Source organism: Nostoc sp. ChiVER01 (assembly GCF_034531155.1).
Classification (GTDB): Bacteria; Cyanobacteriota; Cyanobacteriia; order Cyanobacteriales; family Nostocaceae; genus Nostoc.
Genome location: NZ_JAVRBS010000002.1, coordinates 206,125 through 232,650 on the forward strand (window position 1 = coordinate 206,125; position 26,526 = coordinate 232,650).

Below are 26,526 nucleotides of genomic sequence, written 5' to 3' on the forward strand. Positions count from 1 at the left end.
TGGGGTTAGGGCTAAAATTTCAGTAAAATTGTACAATTTGCAACAGATTTAGGGACTGCTGATGTGGTAGTATTTTCACATAGGGGCTAGTCATAGGATTAAGTAAGTGTGGCATCTGTTACAGAAGTGTAGTTGAGTAGAAAACAGGAGAAAAAACAAAGCAACTTCAAGAGATGTTGTTATCTGCTCAAACTTGCTTTCAGTTAAACTTTAATAAATATCCGAGATATTAATTCTAATTGTGTGCGTCATAACAATAAGAAAAGAAATCAAAAGTAGTAGTTTTTAAAATATTTCTTTAGCAAGCTCAAATTGGAACACATGATACAGCGTCATTGATCGATTAAAAACTTGAATAAATGGCAATTTTGGCGTTTTTATTGCCAGGATATGAAGTTATTATTTCTTTAGTGGGATGCATATCTCGCAATATCTTGCAAGATAATCAAAAAGATAAAACGCTAGTCAACTGCAACTGAGTAGAGTGAACGATAACAGCTATGTCTTACGTCTCCCTGTTTAGAAATATACCAGAACTTTTAAGCCAGCCAATTGGGATAGCAGCTATAGCTTCTCTTGGCATCCACGGTGCGATCGCGATGATTGTGCCATTGATGCCTATGGATTCTAGCAAACCCAAAGATACAGCATCATCAAAAACCGTCGGACTTTTGGAATTGAGCCAAGCCGACCAAAGCCGTTTGCCACAAAGCACACCCCAAGTTGGTTTACAGCAACTTCCTCCAATAGCGCCACTTTCTGCCCCCAACTTTAGCGCCCAAACTCTATTGCCCCCAGTGGCACCAGCGCCATCCAGTCAGCTAGTACTGCCTCCGCTACCCGCATCATCGAATAACTATCGAGTTTCCTCCTTACCTACAAGGCAGTCTTTGCGAATGATTCCTAGTGGGAATTTGGGATTTGACGCCTCTAAATTTGATAGTTCTAAATTCAATAACAGCCCTAAATTTTCTCGATCAGTTCCTAGTGTAAATGTCAGTAATACCAAATACGAAGCACCTGTGCCGTTGGGTGTAAATAGATTACCAGAATTGCAATCGCAGAAAATAGCTGATGATAGTCTGCAAAAACCGTTGGGTGTCAATAGATTGCCACAATTGCAGTCGCAGCAAATACCTGATGATATTCTGCGGAGTGCTCAATCTCCAAACTTATCTGATACTAACCCCATTACAACAGCACAATTGGCGCAATCGGTTAATAATGCGTCTAGAATTGCTCAAAACCCGTTGATAACTTCTTTAAAACAAGCTCCAAGGGCTGGGGATAGCTTAACTTTAATGAGGGGAACCGCGTCACAAGCACCCGATTTATCTGCCAAAGGAACTCAACTGGCCATAGCACAGCTAGACTCCTACGCAAACCTGAGAAAAGAAGTCCAGCAACAATACCCCAATGCTGAACAAAAACCAGTCATCCGCCAAACATTACCCACCAAGAAGCCGAATCTTGAAGGTGCTGTTTTGGGTGTATTAGTGGTAGATCCTGATGGTAAAGTCTTAGATATCAAGTTTCAAGACAAGTTAGTTTCCCCGGAATTGAAATCAGAAGCAAGAGAATACTTTAACAAGCAATCCCCCAAGGGAGATAAACGGATTAGTTCCTATCCATTTAACCTAAGTTTCCAAAACAATATTAGCAATACTACTGGGGCTACTCAATTATCTGCACCGGGAATCAATAACAATCAGCTTACCCCCAAACCATTTCCTGAATTGCGAATCAGAAATAATCAACCTGGTTCCTCATCTACAGGTATTCTTAAACCATTAACTGCACCAGAAGTTAATGGCAATCAGCCTAAGTTCTCACCAACATCTGCTCCCAAACCATTATCTGAACTACGAATCAGAAATAACCAGCCTGCATCCTTTTCAACAGGCACTCTTAAACCATTATCTGCAACGGGAGACAATAGCAATCAACCTACAACTTCACCAGCAATTACTTCTAAACCATTCCCTGAACTGCAAATTAAAAATAACCAGCTTACGCCTTCATCGGCGGCTACTACTTCCGAATCATTATTGCTGCCAAGAGTCAATAAGAGTCAGCTGACACCCTCTACCGAATCAGATGGAAAATTAGTAGAACGGTTGCGTGAGTTGAAGGAAAAAAGAGAAAAGTCTAATCCAGAAAAATAATCGCCAGATAGCTATTTGAAAGCTGGTGCTTTCTAATCATTGGCATTGTTACCTTTTATTCAGCCCATCCCAAGTAATAAAGTGCGGGATAGGCTGATTTTTATTGGCAACTAAACTGAAGCGGATTCGGGAACATTCTTTACCAGCCTTGTTCTGCATTCTGAAAAACGTAACCAGCTACCTCCAGAATCTCCTCAGAACTCAACTTGCCTCTGAAGGCAGGCATGGCATTTTTCCCATTTTGCACTTGGTGGATAATCGCCTCGATTGAGTCGCTATCATAATTTTCTAAGTACTTTAACAATGCTTCCTTTTTCAAAGTTTTCTGGCTAATAAGGATATTACCGCCACCTATATGGCAAGAAGCACAGTTAGCCTCGAAAATTTTAGCACCGTTAGATATTTCGGCAGCTAGTGCTGGACTAATGAATATCAAGTTGAATAGAGCGATCGCCAACAGTAGAATTAATAAAAGTATTCTCAACAGAATTTCCTCGCAACAAGCCTCCAGCAAGAGTATAAACGCGATTAATGCCTGATTAAGTCAAGTTTGATCAAAATTGGCGGTAACGAGTTTACCCCTCTATTGCCACAGGTTACTTAGCATCTTAAGGGAGGATAAGACTCGTTACCACCATTTATCCATTGTATGCGTCACTCTAGGAGTGTGATGTGTTGCTATGAGCTAATTTCAGAGAATAAAAGCTCAGAAAATCATCTCGTGTGAATGAGGATGTTTCTAGCCTTGGACAGTGATTGTACCAACCATGCCAGCACCACGGTGGGGTTCGCAGTAGAAGGTGTAGTCACCAGCAGGTGCGTCTGCGGGGAAGGTGGTTGTTTCTTTTTGACCAGCACTCATCAGCAAATTCTTATGAGACAGAGATTTTGCTAAAGCGGCATCCTTGGCGGGGTTTTTGGCAGCATCAAACACAACATTATGGGGAGGAACTTTATTGTTGACCCATTCAATTGTGTCACCTGGTTTAATTGTCAGCTTTTTCGGTTCAAATGCCAGCATTCCTTTATCGCTACCCAATTTCACCTTGTAGGTTTCAGCCGAAGCACTGGGAGTAAAAACAGCAAAGCTGCTAACAACTAAAAGGATTGTCAACACAGCTAAACTAAGACGTCTCCAGCTTGCCGAGATCAATTTCATGGCTCTCTCCTAAGAAACAATTTTTTTTTCCTTTCTCATTTTAAATAAAATCAACGCCAAAGTATGACAATCTGTCATAGATACAATTTTTTTTTCAAAATAGGGAGCAATTTATTGCAAAAAGTTGGGCAATCAGTAATAAATACTAGACTGCCATAGCCCAAAAAGCCTGTGAATAAAGGCAAACGGTAAAATAAAAGATTTTTATTTTTCTTTAGGAAGATTTTGACTTTTGAAGAATTTTTTGTGACCCAAACAAGAATATTTTGTGCTGCTGCAAGAACGAAAGCAGCTAAACTTTGGTGAAAACTGGGGAATGGGGAATGGGGAATAAGGAATGCCATACCCTATGCCCTATGCCCTATGCCCCAATGACTCAGCACTAATTCCAGGATTTAGTAATAGATTTTTCCACCTCCCCACTTAGTGCCGACGATTTTGGGTTGTAAAAGAATATGACCGGCGACCGCCTCCAAGTCATCATCTGTCAGATTTCGCATTGCTGTGAAAATATCTGCACTTTTGATACTAGGGTGGATTTCGGAAATCTCTTCTTCTCCGTCGTAAGTAGTGGGATTTTTCAGATAATCCACCAAGCCTTCAATGTTATTACGGTTGGGTGTTGCCAGTGCCAGGTCTTCTGGAGTGAGTCCTACGTTCTGATTTGTTTTGGTAACTCCCCCAGCATGACATTGGGCGCAAGCGTAATTAAATAAGCGTTTGCCTTCTTTGACTTGTTTAAGGCTAAGTACGACAGTATCACCCTGAGCATTTAATGGCACTGTCCGGGTAGCTTTGTCGAGTTCCACTGCTGTCGCGCTACCAACAAGCAACTGAAACGAGAGTAAAACAGTAGCCACAACAACGCCAATTAGTCTTCTAAACATGTTTCCCCTTAAAGATTTTGACGCTCAACACAGCTAAGAAAGCGATTCTCAATCTCCAAGCTGCTAATTGCTAATGACTCTTTGTTTTTTATCATTAGTTATCAGTGATTAGCCAAAGTCCGAGATAACCCTTCAGGTATCCTCGCGATCATCGTCCATCGAGTCGCTAGTACCTTTTGGGCCTATTTCAGACGATATTTGGGAAATAATTGCCTTTGCATCTTCTAACGCCAAACGAGTCTTTTGGTGTTTGTAAGGAATTCCCAGTTGGTTGCACAGAGAAAACACTTTTTCTACAGGAACGCTGTAGTCGGCTGCTATCTCTGCGATTGATAGGTCTGCAAAACCCATAATGCTTGTTAACTGATAGATAGAGATTGAGTCGCTGTAATACCAATATCACGTTAGGAGTGCAATTTGTTGCCCAAAATACTGTTTGGGAATCGGGAAGGGGAGTGGGGGGAGCAGAGGGAGCAGGGAGAGCAGGGGAAGAACTTTTAACTCTTAATTAATTACATTTAGGAAAATTAACGAAAAACTGCTGCATCATGAAGATGAAAGGGGCATGAACTATGCTATGGGCAATCATCCTTTGCCCAAATCCGTTCGTCTTTGAAAAGTCGCTACTGCTAACAAAAATGTGTACCTATCACGGTGTAGCGTAGTTAACTACCGCCAATAATAGACCTCTTGCATAAATCAAAAATAAAGAACCCCACCCCGCATTTGCTGAGGCAAACGCTCCCCTCCCGAAGAGCCTACGGTGTATACACAAGTCTGAAATAGTTGAAAAACCCAAGGTTTTACCCCACCCTAACCCTCCCTTTATAAAGGGGAGCCACTGCGTTGGGCGGGCAATGCCCGACTTGAAGCATGTGGCGTGAGGGAACTAGATTTCTTCTTTCCCCCCTTAATAAGGGGGGATTAAGGGGGGTTATTAGACTTGTGTGTACACCGTAGCCCGAAGAGCGGGGAGGGGTTGGGGGTGGGGTGTTAGGGACTTTTGCAAGAGGTCTAATGACGATCGCGATCGCCAATCCCAAAAAATTAAGTAATCTTTTCTTGACCACAGACAAATAACAGTCTCTCTTATTACTTGTACCTTGTGTTATTAAGGAGTGATATTTTACTTATTTGAAATTTTGGTTGAAAATTGCAAGCTAAAATAACAAAAACTTATCAAAAATGCTGATGGAAGCATACTGATCTCAACAACTGGATTTATGTCAGGATGTTTTACTCATAAACATACATTATGGATTTTGTTCAGGTTGAAACAACTGCATCACGGACTCTAGAAATTCCCCAGATTGCCTTACCGCCTACAGCACTTTCTCCAACCTCTCGAATTCCCAAGGATGCGATTCGCACTAGTTTAAAAGCCTCCACTACAGATTCTGTCTTAGCAGCGATTTACTCCCTTGGAACTGGCGGAATTTTACTCAGCAATTTTTTGGTGGAATTGGGTGCTAGTCCAGTGGTATTTGGGATGCTTTGCTCTATCCCCATGTTGGTCAATCTTATTCAGCCGTTGGGTGCTTACTTGTCTGAACGTAGTACTAGCCGCTTTCAATATTCTCTTCGGACACACGGAATTGGTCGGCTGCTATGGCTGGTTCTAGTAATCAGTATTATCGGCCTCAACTTGGGGGTGATTAATACTCACCAGTTAGTGATATTGACACTCTTGATTGTTCTATTCAGCAATCTTTTGGGAGGACTAGGAGCGGCATCATGGCTAAGTTGGGTAGCAATGATAGTTCCCCGGCAATTACGAGGCAGGTATTTTGGGATACGCAATAGTGCTGCTAGTCTCACCAATTTGGTTTGCGTACCAATAGCCGGTCTAGTTGTATCACATTGGTATGGTGGAAGTATTCAAGGCTATGGGGTGGTTCTGCTGATAGGTATAGTGTTTGGGATTATGGGATTGGGCTGTCAATATTTCCAGGTGGATATGAATCCGCGATCGCAAAACACTTATTATGGCAAGTTACCTCAAACAAATGAGATTGAACAAGAGGCAAAGGAGCAGGGAGTAGAGAGCAAGGGGGATAATTCAGATGAGGATTTGGCCCCCCCTGTTGCGCCAGCTTCTAGCATCTGGAAAAACTCTAACTTTTTGAAATTTCTGCTGTATTTCAGCTTCTGGGCGCTTGCTGTTAATATCAGCAGTCCTTTTTTCAACCTCTATATGCTCGACACGCTCGATTTAGACGTGAGCTATGTGACTATCTACAATAGCCTTCAAGCGGCGGCGACTCTGGTGATGCTCATCGTGTGGGGCAAATTAGCAGACAAGATAGGCAATCGTCCCATCCTGATCTGTATTGGGATTTTAGTTGCAGCCACACCACTGCTTTGGCTGGGGATTGGTGCTGATCGCCTTGACATTTGGTTGTGGTTACCCCTGTTACACATCTTGGCTGGAGGTACTTGGGCGGCGATTGACTTGTGTAACAACAATATACAGTTAGCGATCGCACCAGTTAAAAATCAGTCTATCTATTTTGCGATCGCAGCTGCCGTTGCTGGAGGGAGTGGTGCTTTAGGCACAACTATAGGCAGCTTCATCATCCAATTTGCTCAGTTTGGAGGCTTACTGGGGTTGTTCGCCCTCTCTAGTCTATTTCGACTAGCAGCCCTTGTTCCATTGCTTTTTGTCAAAGAGCCGGAGAGAGCATGAGGAGGATAGGGGGATAAGGTAGCATTTTCTCCCTCTGCTCCCCCTGCTCCCCTTGCTCCCCCTGCTTTATTCGGCGGCAGTAGAAGTCAAGGACATTGTTTCCCACAACACCATCTGAGGTGTTGTTAGTACAGGCTGGTGTAGGGCAATCAGCTGGGCTAGGGTGTTCTTTAATTGGGTACGGGGTACGATATCATCAACAAAACCGTGCAGGAGTAAATCTTCAGCAGTCTGAAAATCATCGGGTAGTTTTTCCCGCAGGGTTTGCTCAATCACTCGCCGACCGGCAAAACCAATGGTTGCCTTGGGTTCTGCCAAAATGATATCGCCTAACATCGCAAAGCTAGCGGTAACGCCGCCTGTTGTGGGATTGGTTAAAACAGGAATATATAATAATCGCGCATCTTTATGGCGCTGTAGGGCTGCGGAGATTTTCGCCATCTGCATCAGGGAGAGCATTCCTTCTTGCATTCTCGCGCCACCAGAAGTGCAGACGATAACCACAGGATAGCGTCGTTGAGTGGCTTGCTCAATCATGCGGGTGAGTCTTTCTCCCACGACTGAACCCATGCTACCACCCATGAAGCGGAAGTCCATAACCCCAAGGGCAATGGGCAAACCATTGATTTGACCTAAACCAGTTTTAACCGCGTCTATTAAGCCAATTTTTTCCTGCATTTCCCGCAGGCGATCGCTGTAGGGTTTGCGATCGCGAAATTCGAGCGGATCGGTTGGACGCAAATGCTCGTCTAGCGGTTTCCAGGTATTATGATCTATCAATTGACGGATGCGCTCATCGCTGTCTACCCGATTGTGATGACCACATTCAGTACAAACCATCTGGTTGGCTTTCAGGTCTTTTGTATATGCCAACACACTGCACTTAGAACATTTATGCCATAGTCCATCAGCAATTTCGCGTTCTTGGCGTTCGAGGCTGGTAGATCCTGACTTCCGTCGATTTGCAAACCAATCAAATAGAGACTTTAAACCGCGTGATTCTTCGTTGTTAGCCATTTTTTATTTTATTTTAAGTGGGTATGAGGTCGAAAACATGCCAAGCCGTATCGAATTATCCTTAGCCTTTCGTCATTTGTCTTTATTAATGACTAATAGCTACATCGTCAAAGTAAGCTTTTAAGCAATTCAGACTTTAATTTTCATCTTTGGTTGCCAGCTTAACGAAAATACTTATGCCAATACAAGTCCTTGCTCTTTTTTCAGCAGACTTAATTATATGGACATACTGACAAAGCCATGAGAATACCAACCTCCAAATAAGATGCTTTCCCCCTCCTACCCAAATCAATGATTTGTATTGCTAGGTTATGACCAATCAGCATCTGTTGCACTAGTTGTGATTGCCAACGGTTAATCGTCGTTAACGGATTACGGAAGTCCCCACCTTCTCTGCAAGACGCTAACGCGAACAATGTATTCATAAGGTGGAGATTATGAGCGGCTGATGACGATTGCATCTAGGATATATAAGGAATACCGATTTCTCGGATATTATAGTTAGTGTCTTGACCATCAATGCCACAAGCGAAAACCAAGCCTACAGGTATGTGTTGCAAGAAAACCCTTCCCTACGGGACGCTACGCGTAGCTTGCTTCTCCGAAAGAGTAGGGCAGAGCTATGGGTAAAAGATTTGAGTCTTGGGAATCAGAATTTCTGCCTTTGGACGGATGTTAGACCAATAGAACTACGGAGTTCTCTTGGGTATTCCCGATGAATTGGAAGAACTACATCTGTCTAGACAGGCGGGTAGTTAATAAGGGTAATACAAGTCACAAGCTGAATATTATCAAAATATCAAGGGTAGATGGGGTAATGCTGGTTACAGTCACGAATTATAAATATTTATTATGAATGGGCATTGGGCATTGAGAAAAGGACTTGGGGACAAGGAGAATTGGGGACAATGGGAAACACTTGTTGCAAGTTCTGATTTAAGTCCCCTTGTCCCCTTGTCCCCTTGTCTCCCGTGCCCCCTGCTCCCCTGCCTCTTCCCCACCCAGTTCAAGATGCTGCGAAGAATAACCGCAGGTAGCTAGACAAAAGGGCTTCGCCGCTAAATAGAGTAATTACAGATCCCAAAGCCAGAAAAGGGCCAAAAGGCATCTTTTGTCCTAATTTTGGTAGCGATGTCTCTTGACTCGCGGCTTTGCGTCTACGCATAATAATGACACTGCTGCCAATTAACGCTCCTAGCACACAAGCAATAAAACTAGCTAAGAGCAAATATTTCCAGCCTAACCAGGCTCCCATCATAGCTGCTAACTTGGCATCACCTGCACCCATTGCAGTTTTACCAAAGGCAATTGAACCCAATAGAGCGATCGCATCAAATAACCATAAGCCCAATACTGCACCGACTATTGCCATCATCAGGTGATTTACCAATGCCACGAAACTATCCTCTGGTAAAAAACCAACCACCATTTGAAACAAAATCCCCACCACCAAACCCGACTGAGTAAGTGGATTGGGTAAGGTCATTGTATCTAGGTCGATAAGCGATAGTGCCAATAACCAGCTACAAAAAGCCCAATAGCCTATTGTTAAAGTCGAAAGTTGGAATACCAAAAAAACTAATAAAAAAATTATGCCCGTTACCCCTTCTACCACAGGATAACGGACAGAAATTTTGCTTTTGCAGTATCGACAGCGCCCTCTTAACGAAATCCAACCAAATACTGGTACATTGTCGTAAGCTTTTAGCTGGTTTAAGCATTTAGGACAACGAGAGGGCGGCCAAAGAATTGACAACCCAGCAGGTAGCCGATAAACAATAACGTTGATAAAACTGCCAATAGATGCACCTAAAGCAAAGACCATTACACTCGCCAAAATGGCGAACAAAATGTCCATACAATCATTTGTCCTTTGTCATTTGTCCTGTGTCATTTGTCGTTTATCTTTTGTCCTTTGTCGAGAACTAATGACCAATGACCAATGTACAGACAAGGGTTAATCGCGTCTCTACTGACCAATAACTAATACATGTGCGATTCTATTTGACTCAAGGGGACAAAACATTCTTGAGGTAAAAGAACTGGTTGGTTAGTGAAAATAACCTTACCTCGATGAGTCACACGATTAATTGCTACACCGGAAGGTTGCCCAGCTATTTCGGGATGTACTTCACAGTGAGTATAGTATATCTGCCCGGCGGCTCTGATTACAGCAGGATCAATCAAAGGCGATTGGTTCTTCGGGGCGGTAAAATTTACTTGACCTTGTCGTAATGCGTACACTATCGACTGTTATTTGATTGCTAGATTTCCCTTTAGTCTACCCGAAACTTATGGCAAAGGTTGCCAAATTGCCCAAGTGGCATTTTAATTATTTTTTTTCAAGAGCTAAAATCAGTGCATCGCCCATAGCACGGCAGCCTAAAAGGTTTTTTCCTGGAGAAATTATATCCCCGGTGCGATCGCCTTGTTCTAAAACTTGCAATACGGCTTGTTCGATGTTATCTGCTGCTTGTGGTTGGTCTAAACCGTAACGTAACATCATCGCCACACTCAAAACCTGTGCCAGAGGATTTGCCTTATCCTGTCCGGCAATATCCGGGGCGGAACCATGAACTGGTTCAAATACACCAGGCCCAGAAGCACCCAAACTAGCCGAGGGCAACATTCCAATACTACCTGTGAGCATGGCAGCAGCATCAGAAAGAATATCACCAAACAAATTGCCTGTGACAATAGTATCGAACTGCTGGGGAGCGCGTACTAACTGCATAGCAGCATTGTCTACATATAAATGAGACAGTTCGATATCTGGATATTCTTGTGAAAGTTGGGTGATGCGATCGCGCCACAACTGAGATACTTCTAATACGTTGGCTTTATCCACCGAACAAAGTTTTCCGCCACGTTTGCGGGCTGCTTCAAACGCCACTCGTCCAATGCGTTCGATTTCCGATTCGCTGTAAACCATTGTATTTACACCGCGTTTTTCACCAGTTTCTGTGGCAAAAATCCCTTTAGGTTTACCGAAGTAAATCCCACCAGTGAGTTCACGCACTACCATAATATCCACGCCTTCCACAACTTCGCGTTTCAAAGTCGAGGCGTCGATTAGCTGGGGCAAAATTTTCGCTGGGCGCAAATTGGCAAATAATCCCAAACCTGCACGTAGCCCTAACAAACCTGCTTCTGGGCGTAAATTGGATGGCAGGGAATCCCACTTATAACCACCAATGGCAGCAAGTAATACAGCATCACTGTTACGGCAGGTATCTAGAGTGGCAGATGGTAGGGGTTCGCCTGTGGCATCAATTGCTGCACCACCGATGAGAGCTTCTTGGAATTCAAACTTTAGATCAAATTGCTTCCCTACGACTTTCAGCACATCTACCGCCACTGCCATAATTTCAGGGCCAATGCCATCGCCGGGGAGTAGAGTAATGCGGTAGTTCTGGGTCATAGCTGATTATTACTAGGTAAATGCTTACAGATTAAATATCATACCTAGCAAAATGTACCGATGGAATTTTTAATCTATTAAGGTATGGCTCCAACGTAATCATCTGATGTTGTATGAAACTGCTATTCCTTTAGTGAAAAGTTTTACCCAAGCTAGTTGTCCTACCACACCACCACAAAGAGTGATGGTTGTTTGACTTCATCTAAATTTTCCTAGCTTCTCTAGCACTATCCTTAGTTGAGCGGATCGAAACGCTGCAAGATGAGAGCTATAAACACCACTGGCAAACCTACACCCATACAAATGAGAGCTTGGGTAAATGTCAAAGGTGTGGTGTTAAATACTTGATTCATCATGCTCCACTGACTAAACAGACATTGTAAAATCACCACAACCACAATTCCGATCGCAGGTGCATAGGCTATGCGTGTGCGTTTACCTTGGATTTTGGCAACTAGAGATGGTAAAAGCTGGGTAATGCTTAATAGGTAAAAGATTTCTGCTGCCACTAACCCATTAATCGCCATCGTGCGTGCCAAGGCTTGATTGTCTGTAGTTTGAAGTATCCATTGAAATACCCCAAAAATTACTAGCCAATTGAAGGCGGAAATCGCTAAGATGCGCTGGAGTAAACTACCTGATAAAAGCTTTTCTCTAGGATTGCGCGGTGGTTGCTGCATCACTTGTCCAGATTTTGGCTCAAAGGCTAAAGGAGCAATCAACCCTACTGAACTGACCATGTTCAGCCAGAGAATTTGGATTGGTAAGATGGGAAGTGCAGTAGACAGGAGAATGGCAATTAAAATCGTCATCGATTCTCCGACGTTGATCGGCAGCAAGAAAGCGATCGCTTTTCGCAAGTTGCGGTAAACCCCGCGCCCTTCCTCCACAACAGCTTCAATTGAGGCGAAGTTATCGTCAGTTAGAAGCATATCCGCCGATTCTTTGGCAACCTCTGCTCCGGCTATGCCCATCGCTACACCAATATCTGCCTGCTTGAGAGCGGGAGCATCGTTGACACCATCTCCAGTCATTGCCACAATTTCGCCCTTGAGTTGCAATGCTTTCACCAGACGCAACTTTTGTTCTGGAGCAACTCGCGCAAATACCATGCCTCGATCAGCCGCTTGGGCGAATTCTTTTTCATCCATCTGAGTTAATTGCTGTCCGGTGAAAACCTGTTCTTCAGTCGAGCAAATTCCCATTTGGCGAGCGATCGCAGCTGCCGTTAGTGCATGATCTCCAGTGATCATCTTCACCTGAATCCCAGCAGATTGACAGGCACCCACAGCAGCGATCGCTTCCTCACGGGGCGGATCGATTATGCCTTGAAGTCCTAAAAACACCAGTCCTTGCTCGAGATCGTGGCGATTTAAAGAGCGTTTAGCCGCAACTTCTTTTCTAGCAAAAGCTAGCACTCGTAATCTTTGGTTTGCCATGCCAGCAACTTCCTGTTCTACTGTGGCTGGATTGAGCGCAGCCTGTTGCCCTTGAGCATCGAACATGCGATCGCATCGTTGGAGAATTGCTTCCACAGAACCTTTGAGATAAATCACATTGAGCGAGCGCTTTATATCCAATTCATGCAAAGTCGCCATGTATTGGAATTGGGACTCAAAGGGAATAGTGTCGATTCTGGGTAATTCTTGCTCTAGATTCTCTTGCGTCAATTCTGCTTTATTAGCGGCCGTAATCAATGCTCCCTCGGTTGGGGTTCCGACTAAGTTCCACTGTCCGTCTCGCCATTCGATGTGAGAATCATTGCATAGTAATCCCGCTTCCAAAGATTCCCAAAGAGCAACATGTCCATCTGCATTGAAATCAATAGGCTGCTGATTCATGAGGATTTCACCCTCTGGGGCATAACCAATACCGCTAACGGTGTAGTGTTGCCCACCTGCATAAATATTCTGAACTGTCATCTGATTTTCGGTCAACGTGCCAGTTTTGTCAGAGCAAATAATAGTTGTACTTCCCAATGTTTCCACAGCAGGTAACTTGCGAATAATCGCGTTACGTCGTGCCATCCGGGAAACCCCGATCGCCAACGTGACTGTGACAATTACAGGTAATCCTTCGGGAACCGCGCTGACTACCAGAGCCACAGCTGCTTTGAAAACATTAATCCAAGATTCGCCCTGTCCTAATCCGACTGCAAATGTCAGGGCAGCCAAACCTAAGATCACATACAACAAGGTTTTGCTAAACTTGTCAATATTTCGCGTCAGTGGTGTTTTTAACCCTGTGCTGCTTTCAATTAACTGTGATATCCGACCGGTTTCAGTGGCATCTGCGATCGCTACTACAATCCCTTCTGCTTGTCCGAAGGTGACGAAACTTCCTGCATACGCCATATTGCTCCGTTCGGCTAATGGGGTTTCGACAGCCAGCGATGGAGTTGCTTTCTCCACCGGAACGGATTCACCTGTTAAACCAGACTCGTCAACTTGTAACCCACGCACACTTAATAGCCGCAGATCCGCAGGTACTTTATCCCCAGATGCTAGCAGTACCAAATCACCCGGAACAAGTTCTATCGAAGCCAGACGGGTTTTTTGACCATCGCGAATCACAGTTGCTTCGGTAGTGACAGCTTTGGATAGAGCTGCGATCGCACCTTCTGCTTTCGATTCTTGAATGTAGCCAATGATGACATTAATTAGGGTGACACCAAAAATTACTCCGGCATCTATCCAATCTTGCAATAGCAGCGTTACTACTCCTGCCGTCAGCAAAATATATAGTAGTGGTTGATTAAATTGCTCTAAAAATTTTAGCCAAGGACTTTTACCATCTTTAGTAGTTAGTTGATTTGCACCCATCTGTTGATGCCGCGTGGTAGCTTCTTTATGAGTCAAACCTGCTTCTGGATGGCTGGCTAACATTTGCACAATCTGCTGTTCTGCCAGAGTATGCCATTCATAGTTGAGTAAATCTTTTGTGGAATCAGCAAAAGTATTTGTAGCGATCGTATTTGTTGCCATCTTTGTCTCCATGCAGTAACCGTTAAACGAATTCGTAATTAAGAATCATCAGATTTAATCTGGATTTCTCTGTTTGAATCTGTACTTTTCTTTTTTTCAAATTGGTGTTATTACGAGAATCTTTTGCTAAGTTCATAAATATGCCACTCTCGCACACCCCAGTAACGGAGAATCGATTCTGCTTGCCATATTTCATCTACTGTTCCCTCTAGCTTCACCAAAAATTCTTCTTGTAAGGTAGTTGGCTCACAGAGTCTAGGTTGCCTTTCGGGAGCAAACCAACCTTGAAAAGCACCATACACACTGCCAAAAATTGCACTCGCTCCACCCGCCAGCAGTGTACCCAGCACAGACTCAACCGCTAATGCCGTGCCAAAACCGGGAATCACTAATACGCCAAGTCCGGCTGTGAGTGCCAGGAAGCCCCCGGCTGTTCCTCCTGTAATTGCGCCAGCTTTAGCACCTTCGATCGGAGTTATGGGATGTTTATCTGTATTAGCATCTTCGTGCAACTTTTCGTGTTCAAAGTCTAAAGTAAACACAGAAATTTTCTGCATAGGAAAGTCAATTGCTCTGAGTTCATCAAGCACCTGTGTTGCAGCTTCACGGGTAGAAATGATGCCTATGGCATTTTTAAAAGGATGGAAATTCATCACAATATCTCCTATAAAAATAAGTAAATTGAAAACAAAACTTTATTAATATCTAAACAATAAAAACTAGAGTTCTTGAGTTTGATTGTGAGCCTATTAGTTACGCTTATCTGCTTCTATTTCAGGATTACTGATAAATGTGAATGAAAAGTGAATAAATCATTTATCCTACTCACCTTTCACTTTTGAATCACATTTATCCCTCAAGCTAAAAGGCAACAGGGATGAATGAAGTAATTGATTATTGGATATGTGTATGAGCTTTAAGAAGATTTTGGTGGCGGTCGATGATTCACCTGCAACTGCAACAGTGTTCACAAAAGCACTTGAATTAGCCCAAAGAGAAACTGCTCAGTTAATGATTAGTCACAGCATTGAGCTAGTAGTTTCTAGTCAAGCTACTATGAACTTAGTAGAACTGAAAATACAAACAGAACAGGCACAGGGTTTACTGCGGTTCTACTATCAGAAAGCAAAAGCACAAGGCATTCTGGCAGAATTCAGTTATCAAACAGGAGATCCTGGGACTAACATCTGTGATTTAGCCCAGAGTTGGGGAGCAGATTTGATTGTGCTTGGTCGGAGAGGACTTAAAGGATTTGCCGAATTTTTAGCAGGAAGTGTGAGCAATCACGTCGTTCATCATGCTCCATGTTCCGTCCTGGTAGTTCAAGGTCAGTAGTTGCTTCAGAACTGTCTACCAACCGCCATAATTTTGCTGTTAAAACGTGAGTTTTCCACCAATAGTATTCATTATGTTTTACAAGAAACAATCTAGTTTTCTTGTAGTCCGCCAAAGAAACTTTGCATGGTTTATTTTATGGTAGGAAAATCAAGTTATTTTCTCCCCCTGCTTCCCCTGCTTTATCTGCCTGGCTTCACTCGTAATTTTTGGGTTTGTCGATTATTAGGACTAGAATACATGGGGTTGTTTTTAGCAGGAATAACCGTTTTAATTGTGGTTTTTCTATCAACTCATACCCATGAAAATCTACACTGAAATCGAAATTCAGGCATCTGATAAGCAGGTATGGAACTTACTTACTGATTTCGCCAGTTTTCCACATTGGAATCTGTTTATTCGTCAAATTAGTGGTTCGCTGAGTGAAGGGGCACAGCTAACTGTTCACTTTCAGCCTCCGGGTACAGATATTATGATCTTTCGACCTACGGTGATTACAGTAGAAGCAAATCGCAAATTGCGCTGGTTAGGGCATTTTTTGATCCCAGGTTTATTTGACGGTGAACACAGCTTTATCATTGAGCCGTTAGGGAGCGATCGCGTTCGCTTCATTCAACAAGAATCTTTCCACGGCTTACTAGTACCTCTGCTAGCTCGTCGATTAAATATCGACGTTCGCCAAGGGTTTGAAGCCATGAACCAAACATTGAAAACCAAAGCGGAACGTATTAAAGATGAGAAACAGGAGGTCAGAAAGTTTATATAGTTAGCTTTTATAACTTTTCTCAACTATATATTCACTCATTAATTATTTCTACTAATCCTATCGGATCTAATATTCCTGCTACTATCCCTAAATGGTCTATGTTCTGAATCTCAATTTCTTTGGCATTTAACATCACAATAGAATTATCCATTACTTCTATTGCAATTTTCTCATACTAATTTTATATGAAGTTGCATAGAATGGAAAGACTAAAAACTTTGATTGGTAAGCATTCTAGCTTTCTAAAGTCTTATGCAGCTTTACAATAATTTGGCATCAAATAATTTTGGTTATTAATTAATTTTTTTAAACTCTTTCATATTTTCAAGGACATAAGTTAGTGCGCTTGGTACCACCTAAGTTCTCTTTTAGGCAAAGTTTGTCAAGCGCCTAACTTTCTGCATGAATGCTACTAAAACCCAGACTATGACTGTGGAACCCAAACAGAAACAGAACCAGCATTGCATCGAAAATCAGCCCAGCCCTCATCATTTGTTGTGATGGGTTCGCTGAAATGTTCAGTAATGTCAATGTAAGTGCTGTTGGGTTGCCCAACTTCCATCCACTTAGTCCCCTCTTCCCCATTACTCAAAACAACCGCCATCCCGCCAGGATGTTCTTCGTCTCCTAAGCGTGTCCAGCCGATTGTATTAGCGTGATCGAAATAATCGTATTGGTCGCCATAAGCATAGGTTTGACGGGCGTGCAAAAATTTATCAATTATCCATTGATGACTATCGAGCCAAATCTCATACTCATTGCCATCTGGGCCCTTATCTTTATAATGAGCACCATAGTAATCAGCATGGAAGATACAGGGATAACCATCACTTCGCAGTAGGATCAACGCATAAGCCAACGGCTTAAACCAGCTTTCTACTACAGACTCCAATGACTGCAAAGGTTGAGAATCATGATTCTCTACTAAAGTAACGGCTAAAGCAGGTTGTTGTTGCACCAAGGTGTTATCAAATATCTGCCGCATGTCGTAGTCACTGCCTTGTGTGCTAGCTGCGCTAAAGTTATAGTGCAATGGCGCATCAAACAACAACACATCGCCACCGGTGACGCTAATGAAATGGTGCAGTGCTTCAATTTCATAAGACCAATACTCACCAACGGCAAAGAGATCGCGACCTGCTTTTTGGCGACAGTGATTCAGCCACTCTGGAAAAAAGCCAGCTCTAACGTGTTTAACGGCATCAAAACGAAAGCCATCTATATTAGTGGTTTCTACAAACCACTCACCCCAGCGATTCAACTCGTCGCGAACTTCTTGATTCTCCATATCAAGATCGCATCCCATGAGATAGTCGAAAGCGCCTTTTTCTAGGTCAACCTGTTCGTCAAATTGTTTATCTTTAAACAGGTAAACTGCATTCTCTCCTTCGTTGTAAACATTGTAATCAACCGCGTCGAAGTGCCACCAGTGCCATTCCATATCGGAGTATTTGCCCTTCCGACCTGGGAAGGTAAAGTGAGTCCACACTTTTATAGTTTGCATCTCACCGATTGCCTCGTGGCGATTGTCTGGATTGTAGGGAGTTGCTTCCACCTCTTCAGCTTCGTCTGCACCTAACTTGTGGTTGAGGACAACATCCGCATATACTCGAATGCCAGCATCTTTTGCAGCTTTGATAGCAGCGATATACTCGTCTTTTGTGCCGTACTTTGTCCGAACCGAGCCTTTCTGGTCAAACTCGCCTAGATCATACATATCGTAGACCCCGTAGCCAACATCGAAGCCACCCCCTGTTCCTTTGTAAGCTGGGGGTAACCAAACAGATGTAACACCTGCATCAGCTAACTCTTTGACTTTCTCTTTAAACTCATTCCAAAGATTGCCATCAGGAGGGATATACCAATGGAAGTACTGCATCATTACACCATTCAATTGAGCCATTTGTATCCCTCTAGTCAAATATTACGATAAATTGTTATTGCCAACACAAAAATTATACTTGAAGTTTTGTTTGATGTTTCTAAATACAAAAAAGTCTACTAAAAAACTGCGATCAACTGATATTGTTTTCTTCTGTAGATGATAGTTCTTGAGCCAAGTTTTTCTGGAGTGCTTCTAATACCGCGATCGGGTCAGCCGGTTCCTGCATCAATTGAGCTTCCGAATCATGCCGATTTAGCACATCAGGCAAATCGGTACGGAGTTCTTCTAATAGAGCAATAATCTTGGCAATTTTTTGCTCGGAGAGCAGGTTAAGCTGTAGCATCAGTTGCGCCCTCTGTTCGGCAAAGTTTTCTTGGCGAGTTTGTCGCACTAATACTCCAGTTGAAATTACCAATGCAGCAGCGTCTAAGCCTTGATTTGACCAGCTAAACGGGGGTAAATTGAATGGTAAAAGGCGCTGAAAGAAACTGCCAAAAATCCACAAAGCTAGTATGAGTAGCAAACTATACATAAATGCCGATCGCCCAAAGAATGTAGCGATCGCTTCTAGTATGCGTTGGTGGGCAGGAATATCTCGAACTTCCTGGGTATGAAGTGAAATAATCGCTTCAATATTTTTTGCAATCGGGTCTGGTAATGGAGCCACGATCACTTGATTTCGAGAAGCTTTATCTTTGAGTTCGTTAGCACCTGAACTGAAGTGTTTGTTGGCTGTATCGTCTGCGTTGTAACTCATGCAGCAACTCCTGAATCTGAATTTTACTTGATTATTGCTTCTCTTCTGATACTGTCGGCAAATGGGAAAAGTATTAGTCGTTGGTAAGAGTTTGAAGCCTGTTTACGTTTCGTAATATAGTTGGATTTATTTCCGCCCACTTACTTAGCATGAAATACTATCAATGTTATTCAACAAATTCATAGCGTACTAACTTTCTAACATCCTGACGGGGTAGACCTAATTCTTGGGCAATAGTCGCTTCTATTTGGTTGAATTCTATCGTTGGCAGTTCTAATTCCAATCGCTTCAGAATGGGATCTGCTGTTTCTACTTCAACCTGAGTAATTCTCTTAGTTCGGTTGATGGCGGCATTAATGAGCAACACATTGACTGATATTCGGGCTTCGAGTTGGGTATCTGACTGAAGTTTATTTTCCGTAGAATTGGGTCGGCTTAACTCTTGGGCAGCTAGGAAACTACAGCCAAGCCAAAATGCAACCCCTGCCACTGGTAGAGGCAACCAAAACTCTAATCCCAGCCCTTGCAGCCAACGTTTACTAATACGCCACACATTACACCTACTTCTGATTTTGCTAGGTCACACTCGATCTATATCTGAATGGGATAGACAATCTTCTCAAATGTGACTGATGAAAGACGTTGAGATTGCTTCAATGCATTATTCTAAACAAGCACAAATGTATATTAAGGTGATGAAAATCTTACTGGTTGAGGATGATCCAAAGCAATTAATGCCACTGCAAATGGTTCTCTCTCAGGCTGGACACAGCGTCGATGGTGTCAAAGATGGTGAAACCGCTCAATGGCTTTTAGCTGAAAAAGAATATGACCTGCTGATTTTGGATTGGATGTTACCTCGAATTAGTGGGGTGAGTTTGTGTCAACAGTATCGGGCGGCGGGAAAAACATCTCCTGTATTAATGATCACGGCAAAAGATACCACACCTGATAAAGTCATCGGCTTAGATGCGGGAGCAGATGATTACCTAGTCAAACCAATTGATATTATAGAGTTCATGGCACGGGTGCGGGCATTGAGGAGGCGATCGCCTCTTTGGCAAGGAGACACGCTCCGCTTGGCAGACCTCGAACTTCACCTCGATACCCTAATTTTGGAGCGCCAAGGGGCGACTGTATCCCTTTCCAGCCAAGAATTTCAGTTACTAGAGTATTTCATGCGCCATCCCCGCCAAGTCCTGACTCGCAACCAAATTGAGCAAGCCGTATGGGAGTGGGGTAGTGAGCCAGAAAGCAATGCAATCACCGTTATAGTTCGTAAACTTCGCCAACGTTTGCAAACATTAGCAGCAGCAGATTGGATTGAAACTGTCTATGGTATGGGTTATCGTCTCAACCCACCAGAACCATCTTGAAACTTGATAATGGCTGAAATGGAGACTAGGGAATAGTGTGGTTCAATTATTTGAAAAGTCTTGTAATTACGAATTACGAATTAGCATAAGTTGTGTTTAACCGCAGTCGTCGTAACTTAGCTCGTTGGTTTACCCTTTCAATGGGGTGCATTCTCATTCTTTTTGCTGGAGTCATTTATAATCTTGAGGTGAAAGACAAACTCAAAGCATTAGATCAACTGCTTTATAAAAGAGCAGAGCTAATGGCAGCCAGTTCACAATATCGGCTGTATCAAGGAAAAAAACAAGTCGATCTGAGCAATATACCGCTATTGGGTAGTGGTTCTCACCCTGCTGATATTGAACTGGTCTATGTTCGCTGGTATAGCCCGAATGGCAAACTCAAGCGGTTTTTTGGGACTCCACCTCCAGAACAGTTAAAAACATTATCTGGGTTTCTCACGATCAAGTCCGCTGACCCTTTTACAGACAAAGTGCTTTGGTTGCGTCAGCTAACTCTGCCTGTTCAAGGAGGAAATTCGGTCATCGGCTATCTGCAAGTTGCTATCCCTCTAACAGAAACTCAAAATGATCTCAACGAGTTTCTGTTAATGTTGAGCCTAGCAGTACCTGTAGCACTGGGGCTAATTGGACTTACAGGTTGGGTACTCGGTGGTATAGCCATGCAGCCTGTTCAGCAAGCCTATAACCAACTACAGCGTTTTACATCAGATGCTTCTCATGAGTTGCGATCGCCTCTGTCTGCAATTTTAACCAATGCCCAAGTTGGGTTACTAATGGCCGCAAACCATCCCCAAATCCATCCCTCAATGGAGAACATCATCGATAGCGCTAAGTTGATGAGTACCTTGGTCAATAACTTATTGCTCTTAGCTCGGCATCAAGGACAATTAACTCCAGAATCACTCAAAAGGGTAAATCTTAATGGCTTGTTGGAGAATCTAGTTGTTCATTACACTACTATTGCGGCAAAAGCATCGCTCAAGTTCATTAGTCATTTGCCAGAACAACCCATTGAGTTGTGGGCTGACCCCGATTTGCTGCGGCTAGCTGTGGAAAACTTACTCAACAACGCCTGCAATTACACTCCGTCTGGTGGAACTGTGTGGTTACGTTTAGAACCTCACCCAGATCGGGCAGTTATTCAGGTGATTGATACTGGAATTGGAATTCCAGAGGCAGATTTACCTTACATTTTTGATCGCTTTTACCGAGTTGACACAGAACGTACAAGAGAAAGCGGTGGATTTGGGTTGGGATTGGCGATCGCTCAACAAATTGTCCAAGCTCACGGCGGTCACATTCATGTGATGAGCAATGAGGGTAAAGGCTCGACGTTCCAGATAAAATTACCGCTTATGAGCCATTCTTAAATCACCCTTAAGAGATGATGATTCATGATGATTCATAATTAATATCTAAAGCCAAGAGCTATGTGTAGCGACTTGCAAACAGACAAGGCACTGTTAACGAATTTAAGTAGAGCATCTTAAAAAAACTGTTCAGACATTCTCCGAGAACACTTTGCTATTTGCTGCCTAGCACATCAAAAATTAAAAAAAACTATTTATAAACGATTTTTATTTAATTTATAGTATGTTTATTGTGTTTAATAATTCACAGACAAAAAAATTATGGATTTCAGGCAAATTAGCGTAGTTGCTAGTCAACTTTTAACTCTGTTTGGACTAAAAGTTTTAGGTGCGATCGCTCTGTGGCTGATTGCTCAACGCTTGATTGATTTTGCATTAAAGCTGGCGCGACGTGCTTTCCGAAGCCAACACGTTGATCCGACACTCATTAACTATCTTCTGAATATCATTGGTGTTACGTTAAGAATTGTTCTAGTTGTGGCAATTCTTGGATTCTTTGGGGTTGAAACAACTTCTTTTGCTGCATTGTTAGCAGGAGCCGGTATTGCAATTGGTGCAGCATGGGGGGGATTATTGGCCAACTTTGCAGCTGGAGCATTTTTAATCGTTTTTCGACCTTTCAAAGTTGGTGATTTCATTACGACAGCAGGCGTTACAGGTACTGTTACAGAACTTGGACTGTTCACAACTAGTATTAATACACCTGATAATGTATTAACAATTGTTGCCAATAATAAAATCTTTGCTGACAATATCCAGAATTATTCTGCCAATCCTTACCGTCGGGTTGATCTAGTGGCTCAACTGCATCATGATGTGAAACATAACGAAGCGATCGCCCTTTTAAAAGCGAAAATTAGCCAAATCCCTAATGTCCTCCAAAATCCAGCACCAGATGTAGAAATTCAGACTTTCAATTTTGCAGGGCCTGTACTAGCAGTACGTCCTTATTGCAATAATGACCATTACTGGCAAGTTTACTTCGACACTAATAAAGTTATTCGTGAAACCTTTAACGAAGCTGGATATCCAGTTCCCGAATACCGTTATGCAGTTAGCGGTTTATCTGGTAATGGGATTAATAACGTTATCCCACCACTATCAGAAATAACTTGACACTAGAGTAAAAAGTCAAGGTTTTCTTTGTAAATATTTCCTAAATAGCAGAATAAGAATTAATAAGTAGTTAAGGTATACGCCTTACCTACTTTTTTATGTCACCCATTTCTTTAAAGTCAGTTTCAATTTCCGAAACAAGCCTGACAGAAGTTGGAGAAAGAGGTTACGTTAAGTGTTAATCACAAGCCGCACCCCAGCAGCGATGGTAAAAGAATTAGCAATTTGCACCCGTGGACTAACTAAGCAATTTGACAGACACGTTGCTGTCAATGATGTGGATTTAGAAATCCAGGCGGGAGAAGTATATGGACTGATTGGGCCCAATGGCGCGGGTAAAACAACTCTCATCCGAATGTTGGCAACTGCTGAGGAACCAACAACGGGTGAGATTTATATTAATGGCGATCGCTTACTCCGTGACAAAAGTAATCCCAAACTGAAGCGTCGTTTAGGCTACTTACCCGATGACTACCCGCTATATGAAGATTTGACAGTCTGGAATTACCTAGATTATTTTGCGCGTCTCTATCGTTTAAGAGAACCACGTCGCACTCAACGTTTACATGAAGTTTTAGAACTCATCCAACTTGGCAATAAACGTCACAGCCAGATTTCTACTTTGTCGCGGGGGATGAAACAGCGCTTAAGTTTAGCGCGAACCATTATCCACGAACCGATTTTACTACTACTAGATGAGCCTGTCTCTGGGCTTGACCCCATTGCCAGGATGCACTTCCGCGAAATCATTAAGGCTTTGCAAGATGCTGGGATGACTGTAATTATTTCTTCTCATGTTCTCAGTGATCTAGCGGAACTGTGTACATCTGTGGGAATTATGGAACTTGGCTTCTTGGTAGAAAGTACCTCTTTACAACAACTGTACCAACGTCTTTCGCACCAGCAAATTGTGATATCAACTCTGGGAAACCTAGAGACACTTTTAAGAGAATTGAAACATCACCATTTAGTAGAAGAGTGGGAGGTAATATCAGGAAAAAACAGTGTACGGGTGAATTTTTCAGGGAAAGAAGAAGATAGTGCTGAGTTGTTGCGATCGCTTATTAAAGCAGACATCCCCTTGAGCGATTTTCACTGCACCCAAGAAGACTTAGAAACTATTTTCTTAAAATTAGGTCACAAACAAGCATCTTAATGCATCAATAAATATCACTTATTTCTGGAGAAATTCTTCCTATGATGCCCAATTTAATAGATAAAATAGGCGATTGGAATCCGCAACTATTGCGAGAACTCAAAGGACGGCTGAAATTTTTTAATGTTGCGATCGCTGTTGCTACGTCTTTACTTCTACAACTCGTAGTCTTTGTATATCAGTTCCGCGAGTTTCCTGATGATCAATACTCCTTAATGGGCACGTACTGTCGTTTGCGTCAAGGATATCAAGGGCAACAAAATCAGATTTACCAGCAATTAGATCAAGATAAAATTTATGATTTAAATAACTTTTTTTCAAATAACTTTTGCCCTCAAAATCAAATTGATTGGCAAATGTGGTGGCGAGATCATTGGGAATATATATTCCTAACATTTAGTGTAATTTTTGTATTTACACTATTAGTTGCAGGAACTTATTTGCTAATTAACGATTTAGCCAAAGAAGAAAGTCGCGGGACATTGAATTTCATCCGTCTTAGCCCCCAATCAGAAACAAGCATATTGACTGGCAAATTGCTAGGAGTACCGAGTTTAATTTATCTCGTAATTTTAGTTTCAGTTCCTTTACATTTGTTGGCTGGCAGTTCTGCCAAAATTGCTTTTAATTACATTTTTAGTTACTACGCAATTCTTGTTGCCAGTTGTCTTTTCTTCTACAGTGCCGCACTACTATTTGGTTTAGTAAGCCGTTGGTTTAGTGGTTTTCAGCCTTGGTTAGGTAGTGGCGCAGTTTTGCTTTTCTTGTTTACAACAATAGCATTTGCATCGTCTTATAACAACGGTTTAAATAATGCAACTGCTTGGATAAGGCTTTTCGCTCCTTGGGATACAATCAATTATTTATTTCCTCACTTATTGCATGTATACAATGGTTCTCAACTAAACAGGTTAGAGTTTTTCTTTTTACCATTAGGGGAAAATATTGTTAGTGTTATTAGTTTCCAGTTGTTAAACTTGGGATTATGCAGTTATGGAATATTACAAGCTCTCAAACGTTGCTTTCGTAATCCTCAAGCTTCAATCATCAGCAAGGGACAAAGTTATTTATTAGTAGCTTTTTGTCAGGTGATGATGTGGGGATTTAGCTTACAATATTGGCAAAATAATTCCAACTATTACGGACAGTATGAGCCAAATTTAATTTTTCTGGCAATATACAACTTGGGGTTAATTTTTAGTTTGATTGCTATTCTTTCGCCTCATCGTCAAGATGTACAAGATTGGGCAAGATATCGGCATCAGGAACTTTCTAGTCGCAAGAGTGTTTGGCAGGATCTAATTTGGGCTGAAAAAAGCCCTGCGCTTGTGGCGATCGCTATTAATCTGGCAATTATTATTATCCCTTTGCTAGTCTGGATTTCAATTACATCTGTTTTGGAAACAGACAATTGGCTAAATAGCAATTTTGGCAGGTTGAAACTACTTTTAGCTGTAGCTTTGTCTGTCAGCATAATTATGATTTATGCTACAATTGCCCAATTAATACTTTTGCTGAAAACTCCCAAACGTTCTTTCTGGGCAATAGGTACTATAGGCGTGGTATCGTTCTTACCACCAATGATTCTAGGATTTCTTGGCATATCCTCGTCGAAATATCCTACTGTATGGCTGTTTTCAACTTTTCCTTGGGCTGCAATACAGTACTCTGGAGCAACAACAATTTTTATGGCATTCCTAGCTGAGTTGAGTGTTCTAGCATTATTAAACTTCCAGTTAACAAAACAGGTGAGATTGGCAGGCGAATCTGCAACGAAGGCACTGTTAGCAAGACGCTAGGATCGCAAGCCGGAAGTCAAAAGTCAAGATGAATACAGCGTGCGCTGTAACAGGTAAGTAATTATCTATTAGAACCCCGATTTGTTTGAGAAGTCGGGGTTCTTGCATTAAGGTTAAACTTTTCATTAGCATAAGTATCATGATAATTTGACAATAATGCTAAATCTACCAACTCAAGACCTACGCCATACAGCCATTCAGTTTTTAGAACAAAGTTCTTCACAGCGTCTACAGATTCTTAAGCAACTTGGTATAGCTCGTTATGATTTCCTCACAAAAATACGACTAAATGAAGCAAATATTATCTGTATGATAAGGTTTTTCCAATATCCAAGTCAGCTAAAATTTCCGAATCTTATAGGAGCAGATTTATCTAATTTAATTTTAGATGGGGTAAACTTCATTCGGGGAAATTTATCAGGAGCAAATCTGCAAAATACCAGTTTAGTAAATGCAGACCTCTTATTTGCAAATTTTACGAAAGCCGATTTAAGAAATGCTGATTTACGAGGCGCAACTTTGAATGAAACTATTTGGTTAGAAGCTTTAGTAGATAAGTGTCAGCTTGGCGTAGGTACTGGTTTAAATGATTTGCAACGTCAAGATTTACAATTACGCGGTGCTAACTTTAATTCTTGAGAAAA

The 26,526-nt window shown here is 42.2% G+C and carries 25 protein-coding genes; 10 read left to right on the plus strand and 15 right to left on the minus strand.

The features are described from left to right. The first annotated feature begins 500 nt into the window (after positions 1 to 500). Positions 501 to 2,165 (plus strand): hypothetical protein, encoded by a 1,665-nt coding sequence (locus tag RMY00_RS03340; RefSeq protein WP_322646191.1) that lies wholly within the window; start codon positions 501 to 503, stop codon positions 2,163 to 2,165. A gap of 139 nt (positions 2,166 to 2,304) precedes the next feature. On the opposite strand, the gene petJ is transcribed toward RMY00_RS03340, so the two are convergent. The 4 genes from petJ to RMY00_RS03360 all read right to left on the minus strand — a co-directional run bounded on the left by petJ (position 2,305) and on the right by RMY00_RS03360 (position 4,562). Further along, positions 2,305 to 2,649, minus strand: coding sequence for a cytochrome c6 PetJ (gene petJ / locus RMY00_RS03345; protein ID WP_322646192.1), 345 nt, complete (start codon positions 2,647 to 2,649; stop codon positions 2,305 to 2,307). A 255-nt stretch (positions 2,650 to 2,904) separates the two neighbouring features. After that, positions 2,905 to 3,324 (minus strand): plastocyanin, encoded by a 420-nt coding sequence (gene petE, locus RMY00_RS03350; protein WP_322646193.1) that lies wholly within the window; start codon positions 3,322 to 3,324, stop codon positions 2,905 to 2,907. Between the two features lie 395 nt (positions 3,325 to 3,719). After that, on the minus strand, positions 3,720 to 4,211 hold the full coding sequence (gene psbV / locus RMY00_RS03355; RefSeq protein ID WP_322646194.1) for a photosystem II cytochrome c-550: 492 nt from the start codon (positions 4,209 to 4,211) through the stop codon (positions 3,720 to 3,722). A gap of 132 nt (positions 4,212 to 4,343) precedes the next feature. Beyond that, on the minus strand, positions 4,344 to 4,562 hold the full coding sequence (locus RMY00_RS03360) for a hypothetical protein (RefSeq protein WP_322646195.1): 219 nt from the start codon (positions 4,560 to 4,562) through the stop codon (positions 4,344 to 4,346). 904 nt (positions 4,563 to 5,466) lie between these two features. Between RMY00_RS03360 and RMY00_RS03365 the strand changes: the two genes are divergently transcribed. Continuing rightward, on the plus strand, positions 5,467 to 6,897 hold the full coding sequence (locus RMY00_RS03365) for an MFS transporter (RefSeq protein WP_322646196.1): 1,431 nt from the start codon (positions 5,467 to 5,469) through the stop codon (positions 6,895 to 6,897). Between the two features lie 66 nt (positions 6,898 to 6,963). Here the strand turns inward: RMY00_RS03365 and accD are convergent, their stop codons facing one another. The 7 genes from accD to RMY00_RS03400 all read right to left on the minus strand — a co-directional run bounded on the left by accD (position 6,964) and on the right by RMY00_RS03400 (position 14,972). Then, the gene (accD, locus tag RMY00_RS03370) at positions 6,964 to 7,914 is read right to left on the minus strand and encodes an acetyl-CoA carboxylase, carboxyltransferase subunit beta (protein ID WP_229453450.1); all 951 of its coding nucleotides are present in this window, start codon (positions 7,912 to 7,914) and stop codon (positions 6,964 to 6,966) included. Between the two features lie 212 nt (positions 7,915 to 8,126). Further along, on the minus strand, positions 8,127 to 8,339 hold the full coding sequence (locus RMY00_RS03375) for a hypothetical protein (protein ID WP_322646197.1): 213 nt from the start codon (positions 8,337 to 8,339) through the stop codon (positions 8,127 to 8,129). Positions 8,340 to 8,920: 581 nt separating this feature from the next. Next, positions 8,921 to 9,772: a prepilin peptidase gene (locus RMY00_RS03380; RefSeq protein ID WP_322646198.1), complete on the minus strand. Its 852-nt coding sequence runs from the start codon at positions 9,770 to 9,772 to the stop codon at positions 8,921 to 8,923. A gap of 125 nt (positions 9,773 to 9,897) precedes the next feature. After that, positions 9,898 to 10,158 (minus strand): hypothetical protein, encoded by a 261-nt coding sequence (locus RMY00_RS03385; RefSeq protein ID WP_104908437.1) that lies wholly within the window; start codon positions 10,156 to 10,158, stop codon positions 9,898 to 9,900. A gap of 88 nt (positions 10,159 to 10,246) precedes the next feature. Next, positions 10,247 to 11,335, minus strand: coding sequence for a 3-isopropylmalate dehydrogenase (gene leuB, locus RMY00_RS03390; RefSeq protein WP_322646199.1), 1,089 nt, complete (start codon positions 11,333 to 11,335; stop codon positions 10,247 to 10,249). A 233-nt stretch (positions 11,336 to 11,568) separates the two neighbouring features. Further along, a complete protein-coding gene (locus tag RMY00_RS03395) occupies positions 11,569 to 14,319 on the minus strand; it encodes an HAD-IC family P-type ATPase (protein WP_322646200.1) in 2,751 nt (916 codons plus the stop codon). A 110-nt stretch (positions 14,320 to 14,429) separates the two neighbouring features. After that, the gene (locus tag RMY00_RS03400) at positions 14,430 to 14,972 is read right to left on the minus strand and encodes a hypothetical protein (RefSeq protein WP_322646201.1); all 543 of its coding nucleotides are present in this window, start codon (positions 14,970 to 14,972) and stop codon (positions 14,430 to 14,432) included. A gap of 256 nt (positions 14,973 to 15,228) precedes the next feature. Here RMY00_RS03400 and RMY00_RS03405 point away from each other — a divergent pair, with 256 nt between their 5' ends. Beyond that, entirely contained in the window at positions 15,229 to 15,654 is a 426-nt protein-coding gene (locus RMY00_RS03405; RefSeq protein ID WP_322646202.1) for a universal stress protein, read from the plus strand. A 301-nt stretch (positions 15,655 to 15,955) separates the two neighbouring features. Then, complete coding sequence (locus RMY00_RS03410; protein WP_322646203.1) at positions 15,956 to 16,420, plus strand: SRPBCC domain-containing protein; 465 nt, start codon at positions 15,956 to 15,958, stop codon at positions 16,418 to 16,420. A gap of 31 nt (positions 16,421 to 16,451) precedes the next feature. On the opposite strand, the gene RMY00_RS03415 is transcribed toward RMY00_RS03410, so the two are convergent. From RMY00_RS03415 to RMY00_RS03430, 4 genes are all read right to left on the minus strand, one after another. Continuing rightward, positions 16,452 to 16,571, minus strand: a complete 120-nt coding sequence (locus RMY00_RS03415; RefSeq protein WP_416212028.1) for a DUF4277 domain-containing protein — start codon at positions 16,569 to 16,571, stop codon at positions 16,452 to 16,454. Positions 16,572 to 16,844: 273 nt separating this feature from the next. Further along, positions 16,845 to 18,323, minus strand: coding sequence for an alpha-amylase (locus RMY00_RS03420; RefSeq protein ID WP_322646204.1), 1,479 nt, complete (start codon positions 18,321 to 18,323; stop codon positions 16,845 to 16,847). A gap of 112 nt (positions 18,324 to 18,435) precedes the next feature. Beyond that, positions 18,436 to 19,062: a DUF1003 domain-containing protein gene (locus tag RMY00_RS03425; RefSeq protein ID WP_322646205.1), complete on the minus strand. Its 627-nt coding sequence runs from the start codon at positions 19,060 to 19,062 to the stop codon at positions 18,436 to 18,438. 166 nt (positions 19,063 to 19,228) lie between these two features. Next, a complete protein-coding gene (locus tag RMY00_RS03430; RefSeq protein ID WP_322646206.1) occupies positions 19,229 to 19,615 on the minus strand; it encodes a hypothetical protein in 387 nt (128 codons plus the stop codon). A 142-nt stretch (positions 19,616 to 19,757) separates the two neighbouring features. On the opposite strand from RMY00_RS03430, the gene rppA reads away from it, so the two are divergent. The 6 genes from rppA (at position 19,758) to RMY00_RS03460 (ending at position 26,521) form a co-directional block, all read left to right on the plus strand. Further along, entirely contained in the window at positions 19,758 to 20,438 is a 681-nt protein-coding gene (gene rppA / locus RMY00_RS03435) for a two-component system response regulator RppA (protein WP_322646413.1), read from the plus strand. Positions 20,439 to 20,530: 92 nt separating this feature from the next. After that, complete coding sequence (locus RMY00_RS03440) at positions 20,531 to 21,811, plus strand: HAMP domain-containing sensor histidine kinase (protein WP_322646207.1); 1,281 nt, start codon at positions 20,531 to 20,533, stop codon at positions 21,809 to 21,811. Positions 21,812 to 22,072: 261 nt separating this feature from the next. Continuing rightward, positions 22,073 to 22,927, plus strand: coding sequence for a mechanosensitive ion channel family protein (locus RMY00_RS03445; RefSeq protein ID WP_322646208.1), 855 nt, complete (start codon positions 22,073 to 22,075; stop codon positions 22,925 to 22,927). A 205-nt stretch (positions 22,928 to 23,132) separates the two neighbouring features. Continuing rightward, positions 23,133 to 24,083 (plus strand): ABC transporter ATP-binding protein, encoded by a 951-nt coding sequence (locus RMY00_RS03450; RefSeq protein ID WP_322646414.1) that lies wholly within the window; start codon positions 23,133 to 23,135, stop codon positions 24,081 to 24,083. A gap of 41 nt (positions 24,084 to 24,124) precedes the next feature. Then, on the plus strand, positions 24,125 to 25,882 hold the full coding sequence (locus RMY00_RS03455) for an ABC transporter permease subunit (protein WP_322646209.1): 1,758 nt from the start codon (positions 24,125 to 24,127) through the stop codon (positions 25,880 to 25,882). Positions 25,883 to 26,038: 156 nt separating this feature from the next. After that, on the plus strand, positions 26,039 to 26,521 hold the full coding sequence (locus RMY00_RS03460; RefSeq protein WP_322646210.1) for a pentapeptide repeat-containing protein: 483 nt from the start codon (positions 26,039 to 26,041) through the stop codon (positions 26,519 to 26,521). Positions 26,522 to 26,526 lie beyond the last annotated feature (5 nt).